Consider the following 23,726-nt stretch of genomic DNA (forward strand, 5'->3'; position numbering starts at 1 on the left):
CCGGTATCGCTGAAGGTACCGCCGCGGGCAGGCGCCGTCACGCAAATTACCGGGGACGCGCGGTGCTGCCGCTGTAGGGCATGGCCGGCAACCCCAGTTTGCGGTGGTCCCAGGACCGAACGCGAAGCGGGCGAACGCGAACTGCCACCCGCTTGTTCATCATCGCGTCGACGGCGGGACGCATCTCTTCGCTGTAGGGGCCGGTGTAGCGCTCCCAGACGCTGACGCCTACCGCGAAGAGCGTGTCCGGGTCCTCGACGATGTCGGCCCGGCCCTCGATGGAAACCCCGCGTAGTTGGTCGTAGGTGTCGCCGGCCTCGACGAGGCAGGTGATCCGATCGTCCCGGCGCAGGTTCACGACCTTCTGCGACTTGGCCTTTGTCTCGATCCAGATCTCTCCGTCGATGAGGCCGTACCACATGGCAACGAGATGCGGTGTGCCGCTGGGACCGAGGGTCGCAAGAGTGGCGACTCGGCTCGACTCGAGAAATTCGGCGATCTCCGCGTCGGTCATTGTGATCTGTGCTCGCTGGTTGACGCCCATGAGCGGACTCTACAAGCGCTTGTGCAGCGCATCGGCAGCCGCCAGGAGATCCGCGGCCCAGCGGGCGCCCGGCCGGCGGCCCATCCGGTCGATCGGACCGGAAACCGAAATTGCCGCAACGACGTTGCCGTCGCGGTCGCGCACGGGCGCCGACACGCTGGCGACACCCGGTTCGCGCTCGCCGGCGCTCTGCGCCCAGCCGCGGCGGCGAACGTCGAGCAACGCCCGCTCGGAGAAGACGGCGTCGGCCAGGACGCTGCGCTGGGTCTGTGGATCCGCCCAGGCGAGCAGCACTTTCGCGCCGGACCCCGCGGTCATCGGCAATCGGGCGCCGACCAGCACGGTGTCGCGCAAGCCGGTGGGCGGCTCCATGGCCGCAACACACACCCGGGAGGAACCGTCGCGGCGGTACAGTTGCACGCTTTCGCCGGTGATTTCGCGCAGTCGCGGCAGGATCGAACCGGCCGCGGCGACCAGGGCGTCGCCGGCGCCCACGGCGAGTTCGGACAGCGCGGGTCCGGGCCGCCATGATCCGTCGCTGTCGCGGGCGAGTAGTCGGTGCACCTCGAGGCCCACCGCGAGCCGGTGCGCCGTGGCGCGCGGCAGCCCGGTGCGGTCACACAGTTGCGCCAGGCCGCATGGGCCTTCGGCTACCGCATGCAGCACGGTCACCGCTTTGTCGAGCACGCCAATGCCGCTATGCTGTCCCATAGAGCGATATTAGCGTCTCGAATTGTGAGATTTCAAACGAAGCGGCCAAGGTGGAGGAAATGAGCGACAAGCCACGCACGCTGGCGGAAAAGGTATGGGACTCCCATGTCGTGGTTCGCGGTGAGGGAGAAGGTGACGCCCGCAAGCCGGACCTGATCTACATCGACCTACACCTCGTGCACGAGGTCACCAGTCCGCAGGCCTTCGACGGTCTGCGGTTGGCCGGGCGGGCAGTGCGCCGGCCGGATCTGACCATCGCGACCGAAGATCACAACGTGCCCACCGTCGATATCGACAAGCCCATCGCCGACCCGATTTCGCGCACCCAGGTGGAGACTTTGCGCCGAAACTGCGAAGAGTTCGGAATTCGGTTGTACCCCATGGGCGATCTCGAGCAGGGCATCGTGCACGTCGTCGGGCCGCAATTGGGCCTGACACAGCCCGGCACGACGGTGGTCTGCGGGGACAGCCACACCTCCACGCACGGCGCATTCGGTGCGCTGGCAATGGGAATCGGCACCAGCGAGGTCGAGCACGTGCTGGCGACCCAGACGCTGTCGCTGCGCCCGTTCAAGACGATGGCCATCACCGTCGACGGTGAACTGCCGCCGGGCGTCACCAGCAAGGACCTCATTCTCGCGGTGATCGCCAAGATCGGCACCGGTGGCGGGCAGGGATATGTGCTCGAATATCGCGGCGACGCGATCCGCAAGCTGTCGATGGAAGCCCGAATGACCATCTGCAACATGTCGATCGAGGCCGGCGCCCGCGCCGGCATGATCGCGCCGGATGAAACCACCTACGAGTTCCTCAAGGGACGCCCGCACGCGCCACAGGGCGCCGAATGGGATGCTGCGGTGGCCGCGTGGGAGCAGCTCAAGACCGACGAGGGCGCGGTTTTCGACAACGAAGTGCACATCGACGCAAGCACTCTGACGCCGTTCGTCACCTGGGGTACCAACCCCGGCCAGGGTGCGCCGCTGGGGGCATCGGTGCCGGACCCTGCCGAAATCGTCGACGAGAACGAGCGGGCCGCGGCCGAAAAGGCGTTGCGGTACATGGATCTGCAGCCGGGCACGCCGTTGCGACAGGTTGCCGTCGACACCGTGTTCGTCGGGTCGTGCACCAACGGTCGCATCGAGGATCTGCGCGCCGTCGCCGACGTGCTGAAGGGCCGCAAGATCGCCGAGTCCGTGCGAATGCTGGTGGTCCCCGGCTCGATGCGGGTGCGCGCGCAGGCCGAAGCTGAGGGCCTCGGTGAGATCTTCACCGCTGCAGGCGCCGAGTGGCGCGCTGCCGGTTGCTCGATGTGTCTGGGAATGAATCCGGACCAGCTCGCCCCGGGGGAGCGCTCCGCGTCGACCTCCAACCGCAACTTCGAAGGCCGCCAAGGCAAAGGTGGCCGCACCCATCTGGTCTCGCCCGCGGTGGCCGCCGCCACCGCGGTGCGCGGCACGTTGTCGGCGCCGGCCGATCTGGACTGAAAGCAAGGAGAGACAACTGTGGAACCCTTCACCGTGCACAAGGGAATTGGCGTGCCGCTGCGGCGCTCCAACATCGACACCGACCAGATCATCCCGGCCGTCTACCTCAAGCGGGTGACGCGAACCGGTTTCGAGGACGGTCTTTTCGCCGCCTGGCGCAACGATCCGGAGTTCATTCTCAACGTCGAGCCCTACACCCGCGGCAGTGTTCTGGTGGCCGGCCCGGACTTCGGCACGGGCTCGTCCCGCGAGCACGCCGTGTGGGCGCTGTCCGATTTTGGCTTCCGGGTGGTGATCTCGTCTCGGTTCGCCGACATCTTCCGTGGCAACGCCGGCAAGGCAGGGTTGTTGGCCGCGACCGTGGCCCAGCCAGACGTGGAACTGCTGTGGAAACTGCTCGATGAACAACCGGGTCTGGAATTGGTTGTGGATCTTCGCGAACGGACCGTCACTGCGGGAAATACGGTGGTGCGCTTCGACATTGACGATTACACGCGTTGGCGGCTGCTGGAAGGACTCGACGATATCGGCCTGACTTTGCGGCAAACGGAGGTAATTTCGGACTTCGAAAAGACAAGGCCGTCATGGAAACCGACGACTACCGCGACCGGAGTTTATCGGCCGTAAACGGCAGTAATTAGGCCGTTATTGGCCCGCTACGTTATGTCACGTCGCATGAAAATTCGCGTGGCACATAGACTCTTGCCGTTTTCCGGTTTACCGTGTAACTAGTCGGTCCGACAGCGGGCCATTAGTTTGCGGAGGAATTGGAATGAACAAAGCGGAGCTCATCGATGTGCTCACCGAGAAGCTCGGCGCCGACAGGCGCACCGCTACCGAGGCAGTCGAGAATATTGTCGACATCATCGTGCGCGCCGTGCACAAGGGCCAGAGCGTCACGATCACCGGCTTCGGAGTCTTCGAGCAGCGCAAGCGCGCCGCGCGGGTAGCGCGCAACCCGCGGACCGGAGAAACGGTGAAGGTCAAGCCAACTTCGGTGCCGGCGTTCCGTCCCGGGGCACAGTTCAAGGCTGTTATCGCCGGCAAGCAAAAGCTGCCCGCGAGTGGTCCGGCGGTCAAGCGCGGTTCGGCTGCCACGGCAACCAAGGCGACTGCGGCCAAGAAGAGTGCTGCCAAGAAGGCCACTCCGGCCAAGAAGGCCAGCAAGGCGGCCGCCGCCAAGGCTCCGGCAAAGACGGCTGCTCGCAAGACAACTGCCAAGGCGACCGCCAGCAAGGCCACCAAGAGCACGGCTAAGGCGACCAAGGCAACCGCCGCGAAGTCGGCGACCAAGTCGGCGGCAAAGACCACCAAGAAGGCCGCGGCCAAGGCTCCGGCTAAGACCACGGCCAAGAAGACCACAGCCAAGAAGACGGCAGCGAAGAAGGCCCCAGCCAAGCGTGCCACCAAGAAGTAGCCGCTGGCTCAACGGATCCGACTGAAAACGGCCCCCGCCAACGCGGGGGCCGTTTTCTCGCTATTCGGACTTCCCGGAGTATTCGGGCGGCAGCGGACTGTCTATGTGGTCGGCGGTGATCAGCCGCCCGTTGCGCAGCGAGAGAACCCACATGCTGCCCTTACGATTCCGGGCGGGCGGCAATTCGACGCCGTCGCGGTCGGCCCACCACTGCATCAGGTCGGGAATGACCTTGCCCTGACTGCAGACCACCCGAACGCCGTCTTTCTGGGCGATTTTGCAGGCCCGCGCGCGCCCGGCATCCCGGTCGTTCGCGTAACCCTCCTCGGATAGCAGCGGCTCGAGCTTGATGGAGACATCGAGGGCGTCGGCCAACCGTTGCACGGTCTGCACACAGCGGGTCCGGTCGGCCGAATGCACGTGCGTCGCACCGAATGCGAGCAGTTGCGGGACGAGTGCCTGCGCCTGCTGCCGACCCAGCTTGTCCAGCGGCCGCTGCGTGTCGTCCCCGCGATACCGTTCGCTACGACCAGCGCGGGCATGTCGCACGAGCAACATGGTGCTGGTATCGACCGGGTGCCGCAGGAAGGACCGCAACACCCGGCGGTCCATCGGGTAGGAGAGCTGATCCAGCGCCAACGAGCTTGGCAACCAGAGCAGTTCATCGACCTCCTTGTTGGGGGTGAATCCGCCGCCGGTGACCTCGGCCGCCCAGTAGTCCACGCGCTTGAGCTTGCGGTGCCCGGTCACCGGATACGTCACCCGCGTCAGGTGGCGACCCAGACGGCAGTCGAATCCGGTCTCCTCGCGCACCTCGCGGACCGACGCGAGCACCACGGTTTCGTCGCGTTCCAATTTGCCTTTGGGAAACGACCAATCGTCGTAACGCGGGCGATGCACGAGCGCCACTTCGAGGCTGTCTGGATCGGTGGGCGACTTGCGCCAGAGCACGGCGCCGGAGGCAATGATATTCGCTTTGGCGATATTGGCCTTGGTGGCATTCTGATTCGCGGCATTCGCTTTTGCATTGCCGGTCGACTTGCTCGGGCTCACTGATTTCCTTCGCGGTGGACGTGCGGAGAAGAGGGTGGGACCTGGCGATGCGTGCGCGCTCAGGTGGCTGGTGTGCGCCGCTTGCGCATCAGATCTTCCTGATATTCGCGCACCTGCTCGCCCCGGGCGGGCGAAGCCTGCCAACTTCCGTCCGACTGCAGGACCCAGCATCGGGTGGTGGGATCCAGAGCCGAATCGAAGATGTCGTTGAGTTGAGTCGTCAACCGCGGATCCTTCACCTGCGCCATGACTTCCACGCGTCGATCGAGGTTGCGATGCATCATGTCGGCGCTGCCGATCCAGAATTCATCGGCGGCCTGGAAATGCAGAATTCGCGAGTGCTCCAGAAAGCGGCCGAGGATCGAGCGGACATGAATGTTGTCGCTGAGACCCTTCACCCCGGGCTTGAGGGCACAGATGCCGCGCACCACGATCTGCACCTCCACACCGGCCTGGGAGGCGCGATAGAGCGCGTCGATGACCTGCTCGTCGACCAAAGCGTTGGCCTTCAGCCGAATCCGCCCGGTGCGTCCGGCGCGCTGGTGCTCGATCTCCCGGTCGATGCGCTCGATGATTCCGGAGCGAACGCCATAGGGCGCCACCAGCAAATTGCGGTATTCCGCCTTACGGGAATACCCGGTGAGCGAATTGAACAGGTCGGTAAGGTCGGCGCCGATATCCGGTGCGGCGGTGAACAACCCGACGTCCTCGTACAGCCGGGCGGTCTTGGGGTTGTAGTTGCCGGTGCCGATGTGGCAATAGCGCCGGATGGCCGACCCTTCCCGCCGCACCACCAGGCAGGTCTTGCAGTGCGTCTTGAGCCCGACGAGGCCGTAAACGACGTGCACGCCAGCCTGTTCCAGGGCCCTGGCCCACTTGATGTTGGCCTGTTCGTCGAAGCGGGCCTTGATTTCGACCAGAGCCACCACCTGCTTGCCGGCCTCGGCCGCGGCGATCAGCGCGTCGACGATCGGGGAGTCACCCGAGGTGCGGTAGAGCGTCTGTTTGATTGCCAGCACTTGGGGATCGGCGGCGGCCTGCTCGATGAACCGTTGCACGCTCGTGGAGAACGAATCGTAAGGATGGTGCACGAGGATGTCGCCCTCGCGCAGCGTGGCGAAGACGCTCTTGGGCGTCTCGCGCTCACCGAACGCGGGATGGGTGGCGGGCACGAACGGAGCGTCTTTCAGATTCGGCCGGTCTACGCCATACACCTGCCACAGGCAGGTGAGGTCGAGCAATCCGGGTACCTGAATCACATCGGCGGGATCCACATCCATTTCCCGCAACAGCAATTCGAGCATGTGCTCGGTCATGTCGTCGGCCACCTCGAGCCGCACCGGCGACCCGAACCGGCGCCGGGCGAGTTCGCGCTCGAGCGCCTGCAGTAAATCCTCGTCGCGGTCCTCGGTGACCTCGAAGTCGGCATTGCGGGTGATGCGAAAGGCGTGGTGCTCCAGCACTTCCATGCCCGGAAACAGCACGTTCAGGTGCGCGGAAATCAGTGCCTCCATGGGCAGGAATGCCGCAATGTTGGAAGCCGCTTCTTCGCGGCGGACCCGGACGAACCGTTCGACGTTGTCGGGCACCTTGACGCGGGCGAAATGTTCGCCGCCGGTTTCGTCGTCTTTGACGGTCACGGCCAGGTTCAGGCTCAGGCCGCTGATGTAGGGGAACGGGTGTGCAGGATCCACCGCCAGCGGGGTGAGCACCGGGAAGACCTGCTCCTGGAAGTAGGCAGACAAGCGCTGGCGCTCTTCGGGTTTCAAATCCGACCAGCCGATGATCGCGATGTTGTTGGCGGTGAGTTCCGGCAACACCGAGTCGAGAAAGACGTGCGCGTGCTTCTTCGCGATTTCCTGGGTGCGGGTGGCGATCAGCGCCAATTGCTCCCGTGGCGAAAGTCCGTCGGCGGAACGCACCGAAAGTCCGGTCTCGTCACGACGTTTGAGCCCAGCGACGCGAACCATGTAGAACTCATCGAGGTTCGAGGCGAAGATCGCCAGAAACTTGGCTCGTTCGAGCAGGGGCAGCGAGGTGTCCTCGGCCAGCGCCAGCACGCGGGCGTTGAAGTCGAGCCAACTCAGTTCGCGATTGAGGTAGCGATCTTCAGGCAGGCCGGCGGCGGCGGTATCGAGCAACGGCGTGGCTGCGGGCGGGGCGGTCGGTATCGACCCCGTCGCCGAGCCGGTAGGCGCGGGAGGTGCCGCGGGCACTGGCTGCCGCACCTCGGGCCCCCGCCCGTCACCACCGACCCCTGCCAGCGTGGCCGTGCGCGCTCCCTTCTTGCCGTTGTCGCTGTGATGTCCGCTGTCCCGTTTACTCACGCCTCGATCATCCCCCAGAAGGTCCGCCCTTGGCAGGTCGTCGGATCGATTGGCGGCAACGGGCGCCTGGAGTTCTGTTACGGCCGCCACCCGATCTCGGCCAGCAGCGCGCGGGTGGCCGGACCGAGCCCCAGGTGCGCAGCGCGAGCGAGGTCCTCGGCGGTGTCGACGTCGAGGCGCAATCCGGGCCAGTGCCCGGACAATGCGTGTGCACCGCTGCGCAAGTGGTGGTCGGCCGAGTGGTGTCCGAATTGGGGTAGGAGTTGCACTCCGCGCGCGATGAGCGCCGACGTGCCGACGCCGCGATGGTCGGTGACCAGCGACCGCCGCTGCGCCGGTGCCGCCGCGAGCGCCGCGGCGAGCTCGCCGGCACGGACAGCAGGAAGGTCCGCCTGCAGGGCCGCAATGTTTTCCACCCCGCGCCCGCTCAACTCCGCGGCGGTGCTGGCAAGTGCGGCGTTGAGGCGCTGCGCTGCGGAGGCGGGCTGCTCGGGTTCGGGGCTCACGTCGGCGCCGCATTCGACAGCGACCGCGGCGACGTCGCTGTCCGGGGTGATCACCGTCAGTGCGCCCACCGCTGGGACCGAGGCCGCGACCGCCAGGGTGTCGCGGAGCATGGCGATGACCAGGCGGCGGCGGGCGTCTGCCGGGAAGTCGGGTGTCATGCGCGATTTGGCGCGGCTGAGTTCCTTCACCGCGATCAGCACATGCACGCGCGGATCGGTCACGGCAACCAATCCTGCCAGTATTGTTGCCGCAAGACGTCGATCGGATGATTGGAGCTACCGTCATGGCCGATGCGCCCGCCGGTTACAAGGCAGCGGTACTCGGGGCTGGCTCCTGGGGCACCGCATTCGCAAAGGTGTTGGCGGACGCGGGAACCGACGTCACCATGTGGGCGCGCCGCGACGAGGTGGCCAAGGCGATCTCGACGACGCACGAGAACGCGCACTATCTGCCCGGAATCACTCTGCCGCAGCGGATTACGGCTACCAACGATCACCGGGCCGCGCTCGATGGCGCAAATATCGTGGCGCTCGCGGTGCCGTCGCAGACGCTGCGGGCAAACCTCGAAGACTTCAAGGACGCGATCGGCTCCGATGCCACCTTGCTGAGCCTGGCCAAGGGCATCGAGAGCGGCACGCTGCTGCGGATGAGTCAGGTGATTCACCAAGTCACCGGCGCCGACCCGGCCCGCATTGCGGTGCTGTCCGGGCCGAACCTGGCCCGCGAGATCGCCGTCGAACAGCCCGCCGCAACCGTTATCGCGTGCACCGACTCCGCTCGCGCCATAGCCGTGCAAAAGGCTTGTGCCACCGGGTATTTGCGTCCGTACACCAATTCCGATGTCATCGGCTGCGAAATCGGCGGCGCCTGTAAGAACGTGATCGCCCTGGCCTGCGGTATCGCCTCCGGAATGGGATTGGGCGACAACAGCATTTCCAGCATCCTCACCCGTGGGCTGGCCGAGATCATCCGGCTCGGTGTGGCGCTTGGTGCCAAGCCGGCGACGCTGTCGGGTCTGGCCGGGGTCGGGGACCTGGTGGCCACCTGCACGTCGCCGCTGTCGCGCAACCGCACATTCGGCCACGTGCTCGGCCGCGGTGGCTCGATGGACGCGGCACAGGAGGCCAATCACGGTCAGGTGGCCGAGGGTGTGAAGTCGTGCACGTCGGTGCGGGCGCTGGCGGAGAGTTACGACGTGGATATGCCGCTGACCCAGATGGTGCACGCGATCTGTCACGAGGGCCTGTCCGTACCTGATGCGGTGGGCAAGTTACTGGGCCGACGGATCAAACCCGAATAGCGGTTCCTCCGGCGCGCGCGGGTACGGTTTGGAACGTGACTGAGCGGATCAAGGTCGGCGTACTGTTCGGGGGACGCAGCAACGAACACTCGATTTCCTGCGTTTCCGCTGCGAGCGTGCTGCGCAACCTGGACCCGCGACGCTTCGACGCCGTGCCCGTCGGAATCACCCGGGAGGGCACCTGGGTGCTGCTCGACGCCGACCCAGCGCAACTCGAGATCCGCGATCGGGTGCTGCCGCAGGTCCGGCGCTCGGGACCGGTCATCGGGCTGGCCAGTGATCCGGCGCAGGCCGGCGCGATGATAGACCTTTCCACCGGAGCCGTCGTGGCGTCGGTCGATGTGGTGTTCCCGGTGCTGCACGGCGCGTACGGCGAGGACGGCACAATTCAGGGCCAACTCGAGATGTCCGGCGTCCCGTATGTGGGCGCGGGCGTGCTCTCCAGCGCGACCGCCATGGACAAGGAATTCACCAAGAAACTGCTCGCGGCCGAGGGGCTGCCGATCGGGCGCCAGGAGGTGCTGCGCGCGGACGTCGCCACCCTTACCGCCGAGCAGCGGGACGGCCTCGGGCTGCCGGTGTTCGTCAAACCCGCCCGCGGTGGTTCGTCGATCGGAATCTCGCGGGTCAGCGACTGGGCCGATCTCGACGCCGCAATCGCCGAGGCCCGCAAACACGACCCGAAGGTCATCGTCGAGGCGGCGGTCGTCGGGCGCGAGGTCGAATGCGGCGTACTGGAGTACCCGGACGGCCGGGTCGATGCCAGCGTGGTCGCCGAAATCCGGATGCCCGACCGATCCGACGACGAGTCGGCCTTCTACGACTTCGACACCAAATACCTCGACGACGGCTGCGAATTCGACGTCCCGGCCAAGCTCGATGATGCGGTGGCCGACGACGTGCGGGAACTGGCCACCGCCGCCTTTCGGGCGCTGGATTGCCAGGGTCTGGCCCGCGTCGATTTTTTCGTCACCGACGCAGGCCCGGTGATCAACGAGGTCAACACGATGCCGGGGTTTACGCAGATTTCGATGTTCCCGCGAATGTGGGAGGCCGCCGGCGTCGACTTCCGCGACCTGATCACCGCAATGGTGGACACTGCACTCGCACGCGGAACCGGACTGCGATAGCCGCTATTTCGGCAGCGGTGCCGGATCGATCGGCCGAGCGGGCAGCGCCGCGCTGATTGCATCCGAAACTGCTTGCAGCGGCGTGGGTCCGGTGCCGTCCGGAACGGTGAGCGCGATGTAGACGCCGCGGTCGACGGCGTACCACGTCGCTGAGTTAAGTCCCTGCGACTTGCCGGACACCTCGAACCACTGCACGCCGTCCACCTGCGTAATAGCGGCGCCGACGGTGAACTCTGCCGGCCGGTCCAGGCCGCAGCGCAACACGATTGGATCACCGCCCGACGATTTCTCCCACGCTTTTGCGCCGGCAGGTGCGGGGAAGGCGAGCTTGGCCCCGGAATAGTCACCGATCGTGTTGGGCAGTGCGCCAAGGACTTTGGCGCAGTCGGGCCCGTTTGCCGCGGGCGCGGGTACCGAACCGAGGGCGATCGGCTCGCGCGCGGGGATGCGGTTGGCGAGCACAGCGGCCACGATGATTCCCACCACCAACGCGACCGGCAGCGCGACCGCGGTCGCGATCAGCGCCGGGTGCCGGTGATGCGTGGGGGAGTCCGACACTTCTCAACCTCTCGATCCGGGTATGCGTTGTGCGAGTGTATAGGTGTTGCCAGGTCCGCGAATCTCCCTAGGAGGCCAGCATCGAAACGCCGGAACGCACCGTCGCCGAGCTAGGCGAGTTCGGGGTGATCGCACGCATCACCGCTGCGCGCACCCCTAGCTCGGTGGAGTTGATCGGTCCCGGTGACGACGCCGCGGTATTGCGCGCGCCCGACGGCCGGTTCGTCGTCACCACCGATATGTTGGTGCAGGACAGGCATTTTCGGCTCGACTGGGCGACCGGTACGGAGATCGGGCGCAAGGCCATCGCGCAGAATGCCGCCGATGTCGCGGCCATGGGCGCCCAGCCCAGCGCCTTCGTTGTCGCTCTCGGTTGCCCGGCACAGTTGCCGCTGAGTTTCGTCGACGACCTCGGCGCGGGGATGAGCGCGGAGGCGGCACGCGCCGGTGCCGCGATCGTCGGTGGTGACCTGGTCAGTAGCGATTCGATCGTCATTTCGGTCACCGCGCACGGTGATTTGCAGGGCCGAGCGCCAGTGCTGCGCTCGGGTGCCGAGCCCGATCAGGTGGTAGCGGTCAGCGGCCGGCTCGGCTGGGCTGCCGCGGGTTACGCCCTGCTGAGCGCCGGCGTCGCGGATGTGGACAATTACGAAGCCCTCCGATCGGCGCACGTGTCACCGCAACCGCCCTACACCGCCGGTATCGCCGCGGCCATCGGCGGGGCCACCGCGATGATCGACACGTCCGACGGACTGTTGTCGGATCTGGGTCACGTCGCCGACGCGTCCGGAGTCGCCATCGACATCCGCATCGAGCAGATCGATCCGGTGCTGGCCGGCGCCGCCGACCGGCTCGGCGTCGACCCGCTCGCCTGGGTGCTGACCGGCGGCGAGGACCACGCACTCGCCGCGGTGTTCCCCAGTCCCGACGCCGTGCCACCGGGGTGGCAGCGAATCGGCACCACCGCAGCGGGTCGCGGCGTCACCGTCGACGGTCAACCATGGACCGGCCCGACCGGCTGGCGCAGCTTCTGAGAGCGGATCGCTTATGGTCTTGCTCATGCCGAAACCGCTGCAGGAGGTCGTGGAAGCGGGCTGGGCCCAGGCGCTCGAGCCGGTGGCCGGTCACATCAGCGCGATGGGTGAGTTTCTGCGGGCCGAGAATGCAGCGGGCCGCGGCTACCTGCCGGCCGGCGCCAACGTACTGCGCGCATTTGCGCAGCCCTTCGACGACGTCCGGGTGCTCATCGTCGGGCAGGACCCGTATCCGACGCCCGGACACGCGGTGGGGCTGAGCTTTTCCGTGGCGCCGGACGTGCGGCCGCTACCGCGCAGCCTGGAAAACATCTTCGCCGAGTACGCCAAGGACCTCGGGCACCCCAAACCGAGCTGCGGTGATCTCACCCCGTGGTCGCAGCAGGGCATTCTGCTGCTGAACCGGGTGCTGACCGTGTCACCCGGTCAGCCGGCGTCGCACCGCGGCAAAGGCTGGGAAGCGGTCACCGAGCAGGCGATCCGGGCGCTGGTGGCGCGGCCGGGACCGCTCGTGGCGATCCTGTGGGGCCGGGACGCGGCCACGCTGAAGCCGATGCTCGGCGACGTGCCGGTGATCGAGTCCGCCCACCCGTCGCCGTTGTCGGCGTCGCGCGGCTTCTTCGGTTCGCGTCCCTTCAGCCGGGCCAACGAGCTGCTCGACACCCTCGGCGCCGAACCGGTGGACTGGCATCTGCCCTAGTGCATTTCGGATTCGTGTGAAATGGTCGGATCGTGAGCAATTCGAATGATCCGGCGGTACCTGCTCGGATGACGTTCCATGGTGTTGACGGGATCGAGCTGGCGGGTGACGCGTGGGGGCCGCCCGACGGTCCGCTCGTCGTGTTCCTGCACGGCGGCGGACAGACCCGGCACTCCTGGAAGGCGAGTTGCGCGCGGCTGGCCGACAAGGGTCTGCGGGTCATTGCGCTGGACGCCCGCGGGCACGGCGACAGTGCCTGGGCTCCCGACGGCGACTACTCGCGACGGGCGTTGGCCGGCGACCTCGCCGAGGTGCTCGGGCAACTGGGCAAGCCGGCCGTGGTTGTCGGCGCAAGCATGGGTGGGCTCACCGCGCTGCACGCGTCGGTTGACCTGGCCGACCGGATGGTTGGCCTCGTATTGGTGGACGTGGTGCCCCGCCCGGAAGAGGCCGGGGTCGCGCGCGTGATCGGGTTCTTGACCGAGCACCGCGACGGTTTCGACACGCTCGATCAGGCCGCGGATGCCGTTGCCGCATACCTGACCCACCGGCCGCGGCCGAAGAGCCACGAGGGCCTCAAGCGCAACCTGCGTCAGCGCGCGGACGGCCGGTGGTACTGGCACTGGGACCCGAACTTCGTCGTCGACCACGGCGGCGAGACACTCGATCAGCAGGCCGAGGCGTTGGAAGCCGCGGCTCGTCAACTGCGCATGCCCGTACTGCTGGTGCGCGGCCGAATGTCGGACGTGGTGAGCCCGCAGGGCGTCGAGGCCTTCCGCACGTTGGTGCCGCACGCGGATTTCGTCGAGCTGTCCGATGCCGCGCACACCGCCGCAGGCGACGACAACGATGCGTTCACAGACGCGGTCAGCGAGTTCGTGGTCGCGGTGGCCGGGCAGCGGTAAGCCGTCAGTCCAGGCCGGTGTAATCCGGTCGCCGCTTGGCCAGGAACGCGTCGACGCCCTCGCGTCCGGTCGCGCTGTCAGCCGCCGCCGAGATCGTGCGGGTCTCCAAGTCGAGTTGCGCCGCAAGGGAGTTGGTGGGCGAGGCCGCTAGCAACGACCGGATGTTCGCGTAGGTGCGCCGCGGTCCGGACGCCAACGAGCGCGCCACCTCTGCGGCTTGTGTGGCCACTTCGTCGTCGGCCACCACGCGGCTGAGGATGCCCAAGCGGGCGGCCTCTTCGGCGTCGAGAATGGCGTCGGTCAACAGGATTTCGGCGGCCCGGCCCGTTCCCACGATCCGGGGCAGTGACCACGACATCCCACCGTCCGGTGTGAGGCCGATGCCGGGGTAGGCGGGGCGCATTTTCGTCGACGTTCCGCCGATGGCGACGTCGGCCGCGCACACCAGGCTCATGCCCGCCCCGGCCGCCCAACCGTGTACGGCGGCTACCACGGGCGCCGGCGCAACCGCGAGTCCACGAAGAAACGCATGTAGATCGGTGGCCAACTGGGCGAGATATGCACCTCGATCGGCTGCAGCGCCGAATGCACCGACATCCCCGCCCGCGCAGAAATTCTTTCCGGTGCCGACCAGCAAGATCGCGCCAACCGACCGGTCCAGGTCGGCAAGCATGGGGGTGGCCTGGTTGATGCCGGTGAAGTCGAGTGAGGTGCCCTTGGCCGGCGTCGAAACGACGATGGTGAGCACGCCGTCGGCGATGCGGACGAATTCGGTTGCCGATGGGTCTGCCACGGAAGTCACCGGCCCACGATATCCCGCGTGGGTCGGGCCATTCGCATCTCGGTCAGTCCGGTGAACGGCTCGATCCGGTGTTCGCCGTCGGGCGCGAATCCGTGGCGGCGGTAAAAGGCCTGGGCGCGGGCGTTGCGGTCGAAGACCCACAACTGGCAAGGCTCGTCCGCTATGGCCGCAGTGAGCAGCGCGTCCGCGAGGCCACTGCCGTGCAACGACGCCCGGACGTACAGAGCATGCAGTTCGAGTCCGGCGGCGGAGTCCACGCTGACAAACCCGACGACACGGCCCTCGTCGACCGCTACCAGAGTCCGCCGGTCCGCACGCAGCAGTGACTTATCCCACTGAGCGGCCAGCCGCACCGTATCGAACGCGTCGAGGAGGTGCTGCGATACCAGGCGGGAAAACGACTCGCGCCACGATTCGATATGGCACTGCGCGACCGAGCGCGATAGTTGCGAGGTGAGCGGCAGGATCAGCCGCGGGCGACCTTGCCGGCCTTCAGGCACGAGGTGCAGACGTTGAGACGCTTGGTGTTGCCGGGGGCAACCTGCGCGCGAACGGTCTGGATGTTCGGGTTCCAACGACGGTTGGTGCGCCGGTGCGAGTGCGAGACCGACTTCCCGAAGCCGGGGCCCTTGGCGCATACGTCGCAGACGGCAGCCATAGTCGCGAACTCCTTCAATCGAAATAGTCTGGGATCTATCTGCAACCCATACGGGTCGCTGCATGTAAACACGCAACCCTGCAAGGGTAGCCGGACGGATGCGGATGGTCCAAACCGCCGCCGCAACGCCGGTGCCGCTAATGTTGCTCCACCGATGCTTCGATGACGTTGGAGGGGTGGGAACAGGTGCTCGAGGTCCTCGACGCCCTCGACGGCGACGCGTTGCGGCGCTGGGGGAACGCGAGCATCGACGGCTTGGTGCAACGCTGCGAGGAGATCAACCGGCTCAACGTTTTTCCCATCCGCGATTCGGACACCGGGACCAACCTGTTGTTCACCATGCGTGCCGCCGTCGACGCCGTGACCAGAGATTGTCGCGGCGAGGACCGGCCCACCGCCCACCAGGTCGCCCGCGCCATGGCCCGCGGCGCGACCACCGGCGCCCGGGGGAACTCGGGGATCATCCTGTCGCAGGTGTTGCGCGGGATCGCCGAGTGCGTCGGTGACGGCCCGCTGACCGCGCTCACGCTGCCCGAGGCGCTGGAGACCGCGGCCAGTTTGGTGCGCGGGGCGGTGAGCGAGCCGGTCGAGGGAACGATGGTCACCGTCCTCGACTGCGCGGCGGGCGGCGCCCGCGACTGGATCAGCGGCGAGCTGGACCCGCCGTCGGTGCGGCTCGCCGACGTCGTCGCCGCTGCCGCCGCGGCCGGCGCCGATGCCCTGCGGCGCACCACCGAGCAACTGCCGGCGCTGCGGGATGCGGGCGTGGTGGACGCCGGCGGTTTGGGTGTGGTGGTGCTCCTCGACGCGCTGGTCTACGTCACGACAGGCCAGGCACCCGAGCGCGAGCAATTCATCGGCGGCCGTGCCGATCAATTACCGGATCTCGGGCCAGATCACACCTGGTCGGAGCTGGCCGAGCACGAGGTGATGTACCTGGTTTCCGGCACCGACGCCGCACGAATGGGCCGGTTGCGACGCCGATTGGACGAACTGGGCGATTCGGTCGTCGTGGTCGACGACGCTGCCGGGACCTGGTCGGTGCACGTGCACAGCAGCGATGCCGGCGCAGCCGTGGAGGCGGGGATGGCCGCCGGAACCGTGCGGCAGATCCGCATCGGCTGTTTCGCCGCGGTCAATTCCGGCTCCCTGCGCGGGCCGGCGCACCGGGGCATCCTCGCGGTCGTCACCGGGGCCGGCGCCGCCGACCTGTTCGAGGCGGAGGGCGCGAGAGTGGTGCGCAGCGACACCGCCATCTCGGCGGCCCAGCTGCTCAACGCGATCGAGCAACTGCCGTTTCGCGAGGTGCTGGTGTTGCCCAACGGCGCGCTCCCGGCGCAAGAGCTGGTGGCGGTCGGCGTGGCGGCCCGCGATGCGAACCGTGACGTTTTGCTGCTGCCGACGTCTTCGGTGGTGCAGGGACTGGCGGCCCTGGCCGTGCACGACGATCAGCGCATCGCTGTCGATGACGCGTTCGCGATGTCGGAGGCGGCCGCAAGCACCCGCTGGGGCTCGCTGCGCGTTGCGCCCGAACGCGCGCTGACCCTCGTCGGCACTTGCGCGGCCGGCGACGGGCTGGGCCTGATCGGGCACGAGGTGGTGGTCATCGAACCGGACGTTCGCGCGGCCGGCACCGCGCTGTTGGACCGCGTGCTGGGCCTGGGCGGCGAGATGGTCACCATGCTGCGCGGTGCGGACGCCACCGACGAGTTGGTGCAAACCTTGACCGAACACGTCGACGCGCATCACCCAGGTGTCGAGGTGCTGGTGTATGACGGTGGGCAGCGTGATGACCTCATACAACTGGGTGTGGAATAACCGGGGACCATGGCGACTCTGACCGATCGGCTCGATCATCTGCTGGGCGCGCGGGCAGCCAAGCGCCTGGCCGAGGAACTCGACATCCACACCGTCGAAGACCTGTTGCGCCACTATCCGCACCGATACGCCGAACAGGGCCAGTCGCTCACCGAGGAAGCTCCCGAGGATGGAGCGCGGATCACCATCATCGGCCGCATCGTCAAGGCTCAATCGATTCCGATGCGCAACCGCAATGGCTCGATGCTCAAAGTCGTGCTGTCCACCGAGAACAACCAGAACGTGCACGCGACGTTCTTCAACGCAAACAGGGTGCAGCACAACGTCAAGACCGGTCGCCGCGCCATGTTCTCCGGGACCGTCAAGACGTATCGCGGGCAGTGGAGCCTGACCCATCCGGGCTATCTGATCCTGCCCGAGTCGACGCACGATTTCGGCACCGTCGTCCGCAGCGGGGGTGGCGATCTGCGCGGCTTCGCCCGCAACGCCCGGGAGGCCGAACCCGGTTCGACTGGCTTGGACATGTCGATCTTCGATCTGCCGATGGTCCCGGTGTATCCGGCCACGGCGAAGATCGAAAGCTGGGACATCGTCGCGTGCGTTCGTCAGATCCTGGATCAGCTCGACGCCATCGATGACCCGTTGCCTGCCGCGATGCGCAAGGCGCACGGATTGATCGGTCTGGAACAGGCGCTGCGTCTGGTGCACCTGCCCGCCTCGAAGGCCGACATCGCAAAGGCCCACGAGCGCTTGCGTTTCGATGAGGCGCTGGCCGTGCAGCTGCTGCTCGCGCAGCGTCGCCGCGAACTCGACGAACGCCGAGCCCCGGCCGCACCGGTAAAGCCGGGCGGGATCGCGGCCGCGTTCGATGAGATGCTCCCGTTCGAGTTGACCGCCGGGCAGCATGAGGTCGCCGCCGAGATTTCGGCGGACCTGGCCCGACCGCACCCGATGCACCGGTTGCTGCAGGGCGAGGTCGGCTCGGGCAAAACCATTGTGGCGCTGCGCGCGATGCTGCAGGTGATCGACAACGGCTACCAGTGCGCACTGCTCGCGCCGACCGAAGTGCTTGCGGTGCAGCATTATCGGTCACTGCGCAACCTGCTCGGCCCGCTCGGTCAAGGGGGTGAGCTCGGCGCGGATGAGCACGCGACCGGGATTGCGCTGCTGACCGGCTCGATGATCACGGCAGCAAAACGGGAGACCCTGCTGCGGATCGTTTCCGGTGACGCCGGAATCGTCATCGGTACGCACGCCCTGCTGCAGGAGACCGTCGAATTTCACGATCTCGGCATGGTGATCGTGGACGAACAGCACCGCTTCGGCGTTGAGCAACGTGATGCCCTGCGCAGCCGCGCCCGCGCCGGCCTAACGCCGCATCTATTGGTCATGACCGCCACCCCGATTCCACGCACCATCGCGATGACCATGCTGGGCGATCTGGTGGTTTCGACGCTGCGGGAATTGCCCGCCGGTCGCACCCCCATCGTGTCCCGGGTGGTGCCGGCCGGGGAGCGGCCCCAGTGGGTGGAGCGAGCGTGGGAGCGCATCCGCGAAGAGGTGGCGGCCGGTCGGCAGGCGTACGTGGTGTGTTCACGGATCGGTGACGAACCGGAGGCCGAGCCGAAGCGTAAGGGCGCAAAGGGTTCAAAGGACTCCGATTCGGAAGAGCCCGAGCGCCCGACCGTTTCGGTGCTGGACCTGTTCGACGCGCTTCGCACCGGTCCGTTGCGGGGTTTGCGGGTCGGATTGCTGCACGGCCGGCTGCCCGGTGAGGAGAAGGACGCGGTGATGCGCGACTTCACCGCCGGTCAACTCGACGTGTTGGTCTGCACCACGGTCATCGAAGTGGGTGTGGACGTGCCGAACGCGACCGTGATGGTCGTTGTCGACGCCGACCGCTTCGGCGTCAGCCAACTGCATCAGTTACGCGGTCGCGTGGGTCGGGGCCGCCACGAAGGGCTCTGCATCCTGGTCAGCGGATCGAAGGTCGGGTCACCGTCGATGACCCGGCTGGAAGCGGTGGCCGGGTCCAACGACGGATTCGAACTCGCCCAACTCGACCTGGTCCAACGCCGCGAGGGCGACGTGCTGGGCGCCGCGCAGTCCGGCACCGTTCGCAACCTGCGGCTCCTGTCGCTGCTCGAGCACGTCGACATCATCGTTGCGGCAAAGGATTACGCGGAAGAAGTGGTGAGCGCCGATCCACAGCTCGCCCGTCATCGCGGCTTGGCCAGCATGGTGCGGGCGGCACTGGATCAGGAGCGGGTGGAGTACTTGAGCAAGGCGTGAGGAGCTACCCAGCTATCCAGCCGTGCTGGCGCGCCTTCAGCAGTAGAGCCTGGCGGATGTCGAGAATCTGCGACGCGGTCAGCCCGGCCGAACTGGCCAGCAGCACTTCGGTGATCTCGGTCAGGTACGTGACCTCGCCGAGCACCTCCCCGCCCGCGCCAGTCACCACATGCTCGGCCGGCCCGGTGCCGTGGTCGACCAGATGCACCGATGACGCCTTGGCGCCGCGCTCACCCTCCTCGGCGCGGTAGCGAACCTGCGCACCGGGACGCGCAGCGGCCTTCTCGAAGGAGAGGTCGTTGGTGTGCACAAACAGGTCGTCACCACCGGAGTCGGGGCGGATGAAACCGTAGCCTTTGTCCGGGTCGAATCGAATGATCTTGCCGGTCTCCACGGTCGCCACTGTAATCGCCGAACGCTCACACCGCAGGCGGTCGAATGTGAGGTCGGCCGGATCGGGGACTGGGTGCTCAACGTGGGCTGAATCACCGGTACGTTTAGCCAATGTTCTCCAAAGTTCTGGTGGCTAACCGCGGTGAAATCGCTATTCGTGCGTTTCGTGCCGCATACGAACTCGGCGCTGCGACGGTGGCGGTATTTCCTTATGAGGATCGCAATTCGGTGCATCGGCTGAAGGCTGACGAGGCTTATCAGATCGGTGAAAAGGGCCATCCGGTACGGGCGTATCTGTCGGTGGACGAGATCATTTCGGCGGCGCGCCAGGCCGGTGCGGATGCCGTGTATCCCGGGTACGGGTTCTTGTCGGAGAACCCGGATCTGGCGGCGGCGTGCGCGGAGGCCGGGATCACCTTCATCGGCCCGTCCGCGGAAGTGCTGGAGTTGACCGGGAACAAGGCCCGGGCCATCGCGGCGGCGCGGGCGGCGGGTCTGCCGGTGTTGAATTCGTCGGCGCCGTCGGCGGATGTGGAGGAGTTGCTGGCGGCCGCGGAGAACATGGAGTTCCCGGTGTTCGTCAAGGCCGTGGCCGGTGGTGGTGGTCGCGGAATGCGCCGGGTGGCCGAGCCGGAGTTGTTGCGGGAGTCGATCGAGGCGGCCTCGCGCGAGGCGGAGTCGGCGTTCGGTGATCCGACGGTGTTTCTGGAGCAGGCGGTGGTGGACCCGCGCCATATCGAGGTGCAGATCCTTGCCGACACGCAGGGCAATGTCATCCATTTGTTCGAGCGGGATTGTTCGGTGCAGCGCCGGCATCAGAAGGTGATCGAGCTGGCACCGGCGCCGAACCTGGATCCGGCGTTGCGGGAACGGATTTGCGCGGATGCGGTGGCGTTTGCCCGGCAGATCGGTTACACGTGCGCGGGCACGGTGGAGTTCTTGTTGGACACCCGCGGCAACCACGTGTTCATCGAGATGAACCCGCGGATCCAGGTGGAGCACACGGTGACCGAGGAGGTCACCGACGTGGATCTGGTGGGTTCGCAGATGCGCATCGCCGCCGGGGAGTCGCTGGCCGATCTGGGGTTGAGCCAGGAATCGATCGTGTTGCGGGGTGCGGCGCTGCAGTGCCGGATCACCACCGAGGACCCGGCCAACGGGTTCCGGCCCGACACCGGCCGCATCACCGCCTACCGCACCCCCGGTGGGGCCGGGGTGCGCCTGGACGGCGGGGCCACCTTGGGTGCGGAGGTGGGTGCGCATTTCGATTCGATGCTGGTGAAGCTGACCTGTCGGGGCCGGGATTTCCCGACCGCGGTGCGCCGCGCACGGCGGGCGACCGCGGAGTTCCGCATTCGCGGGGTGGCCACCAATATCCCGTTCCTGCAAGCGGTTTTGGACGACCCGGATTTCCGGGCCGGGCGGGTGACCACGTCGTTCATCGAAGAGCGCCCGCAGCTGTTGACGCTGCGCACCTCCGGGGACCGGGGCACGAAGATCCTGAACTATCTGGCCGATGTCACGGTGAACAAGCCGCACGGTGAGCGCCCGTCGACGGTGTATCCGCACGACAAGCTGCCCCACATCGACCTGTCGGTGCCGCCACCGCCGGGGTCGCGGCAGCGACTGCTGGAGTTGGGCCCGGAGGGTTTCGCGCGGGCGTTGCGGGAACAGAAAGCATTGGGGGTGACCGACACGACGTTCCGCGATGCACACCAGTCGTTGCTGGCCACCCGGGTACGCACCACCGGGCTGTTGGGGGTGGCCGGTCACGTCGCCCGGGTGACGCCGCAATTGTTGTCGATCGAGTGCTGGGGCGGGGCGACCTACGATGTGGCGCTGCGGTTTTTGCACGAGGACCCGTGGGAGCGCCTAGCCGCGCTGCGGGAGGCCATCCCGAACATTTGCCTGCAGATGCTGCTGCGCGGACGCAACACCGTCGGCTACACGCCGTATCCGGAGGCGGTCACCCGCGCGTTCGTGAAAGAGGCCACCGACACCGGTATTGACATCTTCCGGATCTTCGACGCCCTCAACAACGTCGATCAGATGCGCCCGGCCATCGACGCCGTGCGCGAAACCGGCACCGCGATCGCCGAGGTGGCGATGAGCTACACCGGTGACCTGTCGAACCCGAACGAGAACATCTACACCCTCGACTACTACCTGAAGCTGGCCGAGCAGATCGTCGATGCCGGGGCGCACGTGCTGGCCATCAAGGACATGGCCGGGCTGCTGCGCGCCCCAGCGGCAACCACACTGGTCAGCGCGCTGCGAGAGAACTTCGACCTGCCCGTGCACGTGCACACCCACGACACCCCCGGCGGGCAGTTGGCCACCTACCTGGCGTGCTGGAGCGCCGGCGCCGACGCTGTGGACGGCGCGAGCGCGCCGATGGCCGGCACCACCAGCCAGCCCCCGCTGTCGGCGATCGTGGCCGCGACCGCGCACACCGACCGTGACACCGGGCTGGACCTGGCCGCGGTGTGCGATCTCGAACCGTATTGGGAGGCGCTGCGCAAGGTCTACGCGCCCTTCGATGTGGCGCCGTCGGGGCTGGTCAGCCCCACCGGTCGGGTCTACACCCACGAAATCCCCGGCGGGCAGTTGTCGAACTTGCGCCAGCAGGCCATCGCCCTGGGCCTGGGGGACCGCTTCGAGGAAGTGGAAGCGAAATACGCTGCGGCGGACCGGTTGCTGGGTCGGCTGGTCAAGGTGACCCCGTCGTCGAAGGTGGTCGGTGACCTCGCGCTGTCACTGGTGGGCAGCGGCGCCGATGTCAGTGAATTCGCCGCTGAGCCGCAAAAATTCGACATTCCCGACTCGGTCATCGGGTTCCTGCGTGGCGAGTTGGGCACCCCGGCCGGCGGCTGGCCCGAGCCGTTCCGCAGCAAAGCATTGGAGGGCCGTGGTCCGGCGAAGCCGGAAACCCCGCTCTCGCCGCAGGATTCGGCCGCGCTGGACGGGACGTCGCTGCAGCGGCGGGCCACGCTGAACCGGCTGCTGTTCCCCGGACCGACCAAAGAGTTTCTCGCGCACCGGGAAAAGTACGGCAACACCTCCACACTGTCGGCCAACCAGTTCTTCTACGGCTTGCGCCACGGTGAGGAACACCGCGTCAAACTCGGACCCGGGGTGGAGTTGCTCATCGGGCTCGAAGCGATCTCCGAACCCGACGAACGCGGCATGCGCACCGTCATGTGCATCCTCAACGGCCAACTGCGGCCGGTGTCGGTACGCGACCGCTCCATCGCCAGCGAAATCCCCGCCGCCGAAAAAGCCGACAAGAACAACCCCAGCCACATCCCGGCACCGTTCGCCGGCGTGGTCACCCTCGCCATCAGCGAAGGCGACCACATCGCCGCCGGCGACACCATCGCCACCATCGAAGCCATGAAAATGGAAGCCGCCATCACCGCACCCCGCAGCGGTACCGTCGCGCGCCTGGCCATCTCCAAAATCGCCCAAGTCGAAGGCGGCGACCTGCTCGCCGTCGTGACAGCAGGGGAGGAAACCAGCCCCGAATGACCCGGATCATCGGTGGCGTCGCGGGCGGGCGGCGGTTGCGAGTGCCGCCCGCCGGGACGCGGCCCACCTCGGACCGGGTGCGTGAGGCGCTGTTCAACATCCTCGATGCCCGCATCGACCTCGAGGGCGCGCGGGTGCTCGATCTCTATGCCGGCTCGGGCGCGTTGGGGCTTGAGGCGATCTCGCGTGGTGCCGCGCATGCGCTGCTGGTCGAGTCGGATCGGCGGGCGGCCGCGGTCGCCGAACGAAACATCGCCGAGATCGGCCTTCCGGGCGCCGAGATCCGGATCGGCTCGGTCGGCATGGTGCTGGCTGCTGCGCCGACGCAGACCTACGACGTCGTGTTCTCCGACCCGCCCTATGACGTCGATTCGGCGACGGTGGCGACAGACCTGGCGCTGCTGGGCGAGAACGCGTGGGTGCGGGCGGGTTCGTTGGTGGTGGCCGAACGTGCGACGCGGTCGCCGGCGCTGGTGTGGCCGGCGGGCTACACAGCGCTGAAGGTCCGTCGATACGGCGAAACCAAGCTGGAAATGGCCATCGTCTGCACTGCTACGGTTTGAGA

Annotated in this window: 22 protein-coding genes; 12 read left to right on the plus strand and 10 right to left on the minus strand. The window is 67.1% G+C overall.

All coding sequences use genetic code 11. The features are described from left to right. Positions 1-46 precede the first annotated feature (46 nt). Together FOS14_RS04545 and FOS14_RS04550 are read right to left on the minus strand one after the other, a co-directional pair. A complete protein-coding gene (locus FOS14_RS04545) occupies positions 47-544 on the minus strand; it encodes a pyridoxamine 5'-phosphate oxidase family protein (RefSeq protein WP_143769084.1) in 498 nt (165 codons plus the stop codon). A gap of 9 nt (positions 545-553) precedes the next feature. Next, on the minus strand, positions 554-1,255 hold the full coding sequence (locus FOS14_RS04550) for an IclR family transcriptional regulator (protein WP_143769085.1): 702 nt from the start codon (positions 1,253-1,255) through the stop codon (positions 554-556). 59 nt (positions 1,256-1,314) lie between these two features. On the opposite strand from FOS14_RS04550, the gene leuC reads away from it, so the two are divergent. The 3 genes from leuC to FOS14_RS04565 all read left to right on the plus strand — a co-directional run bounded on the left by leuC (position 1,315) and on the right by FOS14_RS04565 (position 4,156). Next, entirely contained in the window at positions 1,315-2,739 is a 1,425-nt protein-coding gene (gene leuC / locus FOS14_RS04555) for a 3-isopropylmalate dehydratase large subunit (RefSeq protein ID WP_370512163.1), read from the plus strand. Positions 2,740-2,757: 18 nt separating this feature from the next. Next, on the plus strand, positions 2,758-3,366 hold the full coding sequence (gene leuD / locus FOS14_RS04560; protein WP_143769087.1) for a 3-isopropylmalate dehydratase small subunit: 609 nt from the start codon (positions 2,758-2,760) through the stop codon (positions 3,364-3,366). 145 nt (positions 3,367-3,511) lie between these two features. Further along, positions 3,512-4,156, plus strand: a complete 645-nt coding sequence (locus FOS14_RS04565) for an HU family DNA-binding protein (protein ID WP_143769088.1) — start codon at positions 3,512-3,514, stop codon at positions 4,154-4,156. Between the two features lie 60 nt (positions 4,157-4,216). Here the strand turns inward: FOS14_RS04565 and FOS14_RS04570 are convergent, their stop codons facing one another. The 3 genes from FOS14_RS04570 to cofC form a co-directional block, all read right to left on the minus strand. Next, complete coding sequence (locus FOS14_RS04570) at positions 4,217-5,140, minus strand: NUDIX hydrolase (protein WP_255450099.1); 924 nt, start codon at positions 5,138-5,140, stop codon at positions 4,217-4,219. Positions 5,141-5,268: 128 nt separating this feature from the next. Further along, positions 5,269-7,437: an RNA degradosome polyphosphate kinase gene (locus FOS14_RS04575; RefSeq protein ID WP_185981632.1), complete on the minus strand. Its 2,169-nt coding sequence runs from the start codon at positions 7,435-7,437 to the stop codon at positions 5,269-5,271. A 176-nt stretch (positions 7,438-7,613) separates the two neighbouring features. Next, a complete protein-coding gene (cofC, locus tag FOS14_RS04580) occupies positions 7,614-8,264 on the minus strand; it encodes a 2-phospho-L-lactate guanylyltransferase (RefSeq protein ID WP_255450067.1) in 651 nt (216 codons plus the stop codon). A 62-nt stretch (positions 8,265-8,326) separates the two neighbouring features. Here cofC and FOS14_RS04585 point away from each other — a divergent pair, with 62 nt between their 5' ends. Then, positions 8,327-9,343 (plus strand): NAD(P)H-dependent glycerol-3-phosphate dehydrogenase, encoded by a 1,017-nt coding sequence (locus tag FOS14_RS04585; protein ID WP_143769090.1) that lies wholly within the window; start codon positions 8,327-8,329, stop codon positions 9,341-9,343. Positions 9,344-9,378: 35 nt separating this feature from the next. Beyond that, complete coding sequence (locus FOS14_RS04590; RefSeq protein WP_143769091.1) at positions 9,379-10,473, plus strand: D-alanine--D-alanine ligase family protein; 1,095 nt, start codon at positions 9,379-9,381, stop codon at positions 10,471-10,473. Positions 10,474-10,476: 3 nt separating this feature from the next. On the opposite strand, the gene FOS14_RS04595 is transcribed toward FOS14_RS04590, so the two are convergent. Then, positions 10,477-11,031 carry a DUF3515 domain-containing protein gene (locus FOS14_RS04595; protein WP_143769092.1) on the minus strand — a complete coding sequence of 185 codons (555 nt, stop codon included), beginning with the start codon at positions 11,029-11,031 and terminating at the stop codon, positions 10,477-10,479. Positions 11,032-11,111: 80 nt separating this feature from the next. On the opposite strand from FOS14_RS04595, the gene FOS14_RS04600 reads away from it, so the two are divergent. From FOS14_RS04600 to FOS14_RS04610, 3 genes are read left to right on the plus strand one after another with little or no spacing between them, the layout of a single operon-like run. Next, entirely contained in the window at positions 11,112-12,065 is a 954-nt protein-coding gene (locus FOS14_RS04600; RefSeq protein WP_143769093.1) for a thiamine-phosphate kinase, read from the plus strand. A 13-nt stretch (positions 12,066-12,078) separates the two neighbouring features. After that, on the plus strand, positions 12,079-12,765 hold the full coding sequence (locus tag FOS14_RS04605) for a uracil-DNA glycosylase (RefSeq protein ID WP_255450068.1): 687 nt from the start codon (positions 12,079-12,081) through the stop codon (positions 12,763-12,765). A gap of 32 nt (positions 12,766-12,797) precedes the next feature. Continuing rightward, positions 12,798-13,670, plus strand: coding sequence for an alpha/beta fold hydrolase (locus tag FOS14_RS04610; protein ID WP_255450069.1), 873 nt, complete (start codon positions 12,798-12,800; stop codon positions 13,668-13,670). A 4-nt stretch (positions 13,671-13,674) separates the two neighbouring features. On the opposite strand, the gene FOS14_RS04615 is transcribed toward FOS14_RS04610, so the two are convergent. The 3 genes from FOS14_RS04615 to rpmB are packed head-to-tail and all read right to left on the minus strand — an operon-like array spanning position 13,675 to position 15,130. Further along, on the minus strand, positions 13,675-14,472 hold the full coding sequence (locus FOS14_RS04615) for an enoyl-CoA hydratase/isomerase family protein (RefSeq protein ID WP_143769097.1): 798 nt from the start codon (positions 14,470-14,472) through the stop codon (positions 13,675-13,677). After that, entirely contained in the window at positions 14,469-14,972 is a 504-nt protein-coding gene (locus tag FOS14_RS04620) for a GNAT family N-acetyltransferase (RefSeq protein WP_255450070.1), read from the minus strand. The genes FOS14_RS04615 and FOS14_RS04620 overlap by 4 nt, the downstream gene beginning before the upstream one ends. After that, positions 14,939-15,130 carry a 50S ribosomal protein L28 gene (rpmB, locus tag FOS14_RS04625; RefSeq protein WP_068269817.1) on the minus strand — a complete coding sequence of 64 codons (192 nt, stop codon included), beginning with the start codon at positions 15,128-15,130 and terminating at the stop codon, positions 14,939-14,941. The genes FOS14_RS04620 and rpmB overlap by 34 nt, the downstream gene beginning before the upstream one ends. Before the next feature lie 162 nt (positions 15,131-15,292). Here rpmB and FOS14_RS04630 point away from each other — a divergent pair, with 162 nt between their 5' ends. Further along, positions 15,293-16,948 (plus strand): DAK2 domain-containing protein, encoded by a 1,656-nt coding sequence (locus FOS14_RS04630; protein WP_143769099.1) that lies wholly within the window; start codon positions 15,293-15,295, stop codon positions 16,946-16,948. A gap of 9 nt (positions 16,949-16,957) precedes the next feature. Further along, positions 16,958-19,240, plus strand: coding sequence for an ATP-dependent DNA helicase RecG (gene recG / locus FOS14_RS04635; RefSeq protein ID WP_143769100.1), 2,283 nt, complete (start codon positions 16,958-16,960; stop codon positions 19,238-19,240). A gap of 4 nt (positions 19,241-19,244) precedes the next feature. Here the strand turns inward: recG and FOS14_RS04640 are convergent, their stop codons facing one another. Continuing rightward, positions 19,245-19,634: a cold-shock protein gene (locus FOS14_RS04640; protein ID WP_143769102.1), complete on the minus strand. Its 390-nt coding sequence runs from the start codon at positions 19,632-19,634 to the stop codon at positions 19,245-19,247. A gap of 110 nt (positions 19,635-19,744) precedes the next feature. On the opposite strand from FOS14_RS04640, the gene FOS14_RS04645 reads away from it, so the two are divergent. Then, on the plus strand, positions 19,745-23,161 hold the full coding sequence (locus tag FOS14_RS04645; protein ID WP_143769104.1) for a pyruvate carboxylase: 3,417 nt from the start codon (positions 19,745-19,747) through the stop codon (positions 23,159-23,161). Further along, positions 23,158-23,724 carry a 16S rRNA (guanine(966)-N(2))-methyltransferase RsmD gene (gene rsmD / locus FOS14_RS04650; protein WP_143769106.1) on the plus strand — a complete coding sequence of 189 codons (567 nt, stop codon included), beginning with the start codon at positions 23,158-23,160 and terminating at the stop codon, positions 23,722-23,724. Before FOS14_RS04645 ends, rsmD begins: the two co-directional genes overlap by 4 nt. Positions 23,725-23,726: the final 2 nt, after the last annotated feature.

Source organism: Skermania sp. ID1734 (assembly GCF_007489285.1).
Classification (GTDB): Bacteria; Actinomycetota; Actinomycetes; order Mycobacteriales; family Mycobacteriaceae; genus ID1734.

Coding starts and splice junctions, on each gene's coding strand:
- FOS14_RS04545 (WP_143769084.1), bottom strand. CDS start 544: ATGGGCGTCAACCAGCGAGCACAGATCACAATGACCGACGCGGAGATC.
- FOS14_RS04550 (WP_143769085.1), bottom strand. CDS start 1,255: ATGGGACAGCATAGCGGCATTGGCGTGCTCGACAAAGCGGTGACCGTG.
- leuC (WP_370512163.1), top strand. CDS start 1,315: ATGAGCGACAAGCCACGCACGCTGGCGGAAAAGGTATGGGACTCCCAT.
- FOS14_RS04565 (WP_143769088.1), top strand. CDS start 3,512: ATGAACAAAGCGGAGCTCATCGATGTGCTCACCGAGAAGCTCGGCGCC.
- FOS14_RS04585 (WP_143769090.1), top strand. CDS start 8,327: ATGGCCGATGCGCCCGCCGGTTACAAGGCAGCGGTACTCGGGGCTGGC.
- FOS14_RS04605 (WP_255450068.1), top strand. CDS start 12,079: ATGGTCTTGCTCATGCCGAAACCGCTGCAGGAGGTCGTGGAAGCGGGC.
- rpmB (WP_068269817.1), bottom strand. CDS start 15,130: ATGGCTGCCGTCTGCGACGTATGCGCCAAGGGCCCCGGCTTCGGGAAG.
- FOS14_RS04630 (WP_143769099.1), top strand. CDS start 15,293: ATGACGTTGGAGGGGTGGGAACAGGTGCTCGAGGTCCTCGACGCCCTC.
- recG (WP_143769100.1), top strand. CDS start 16,958: ATGGCGACTCTGACCGATCGGCTCGATCATCTGCTGGGCGCGCGGGCA.
- FOS14_RS04645 (WP_143769104.1), top strand. CDS start 19,745: ATGTTCTCCAAAGTTCTGGTGGCTAACCGCGGTGAAATCGCTATTCGT.
- rsmD (WP_143769106.1), top strand. CDS start 23,158: ATGACCCGGATCATCGGTGGCGTCGCGGGCGGGCGGCGGTTGCGAGTG.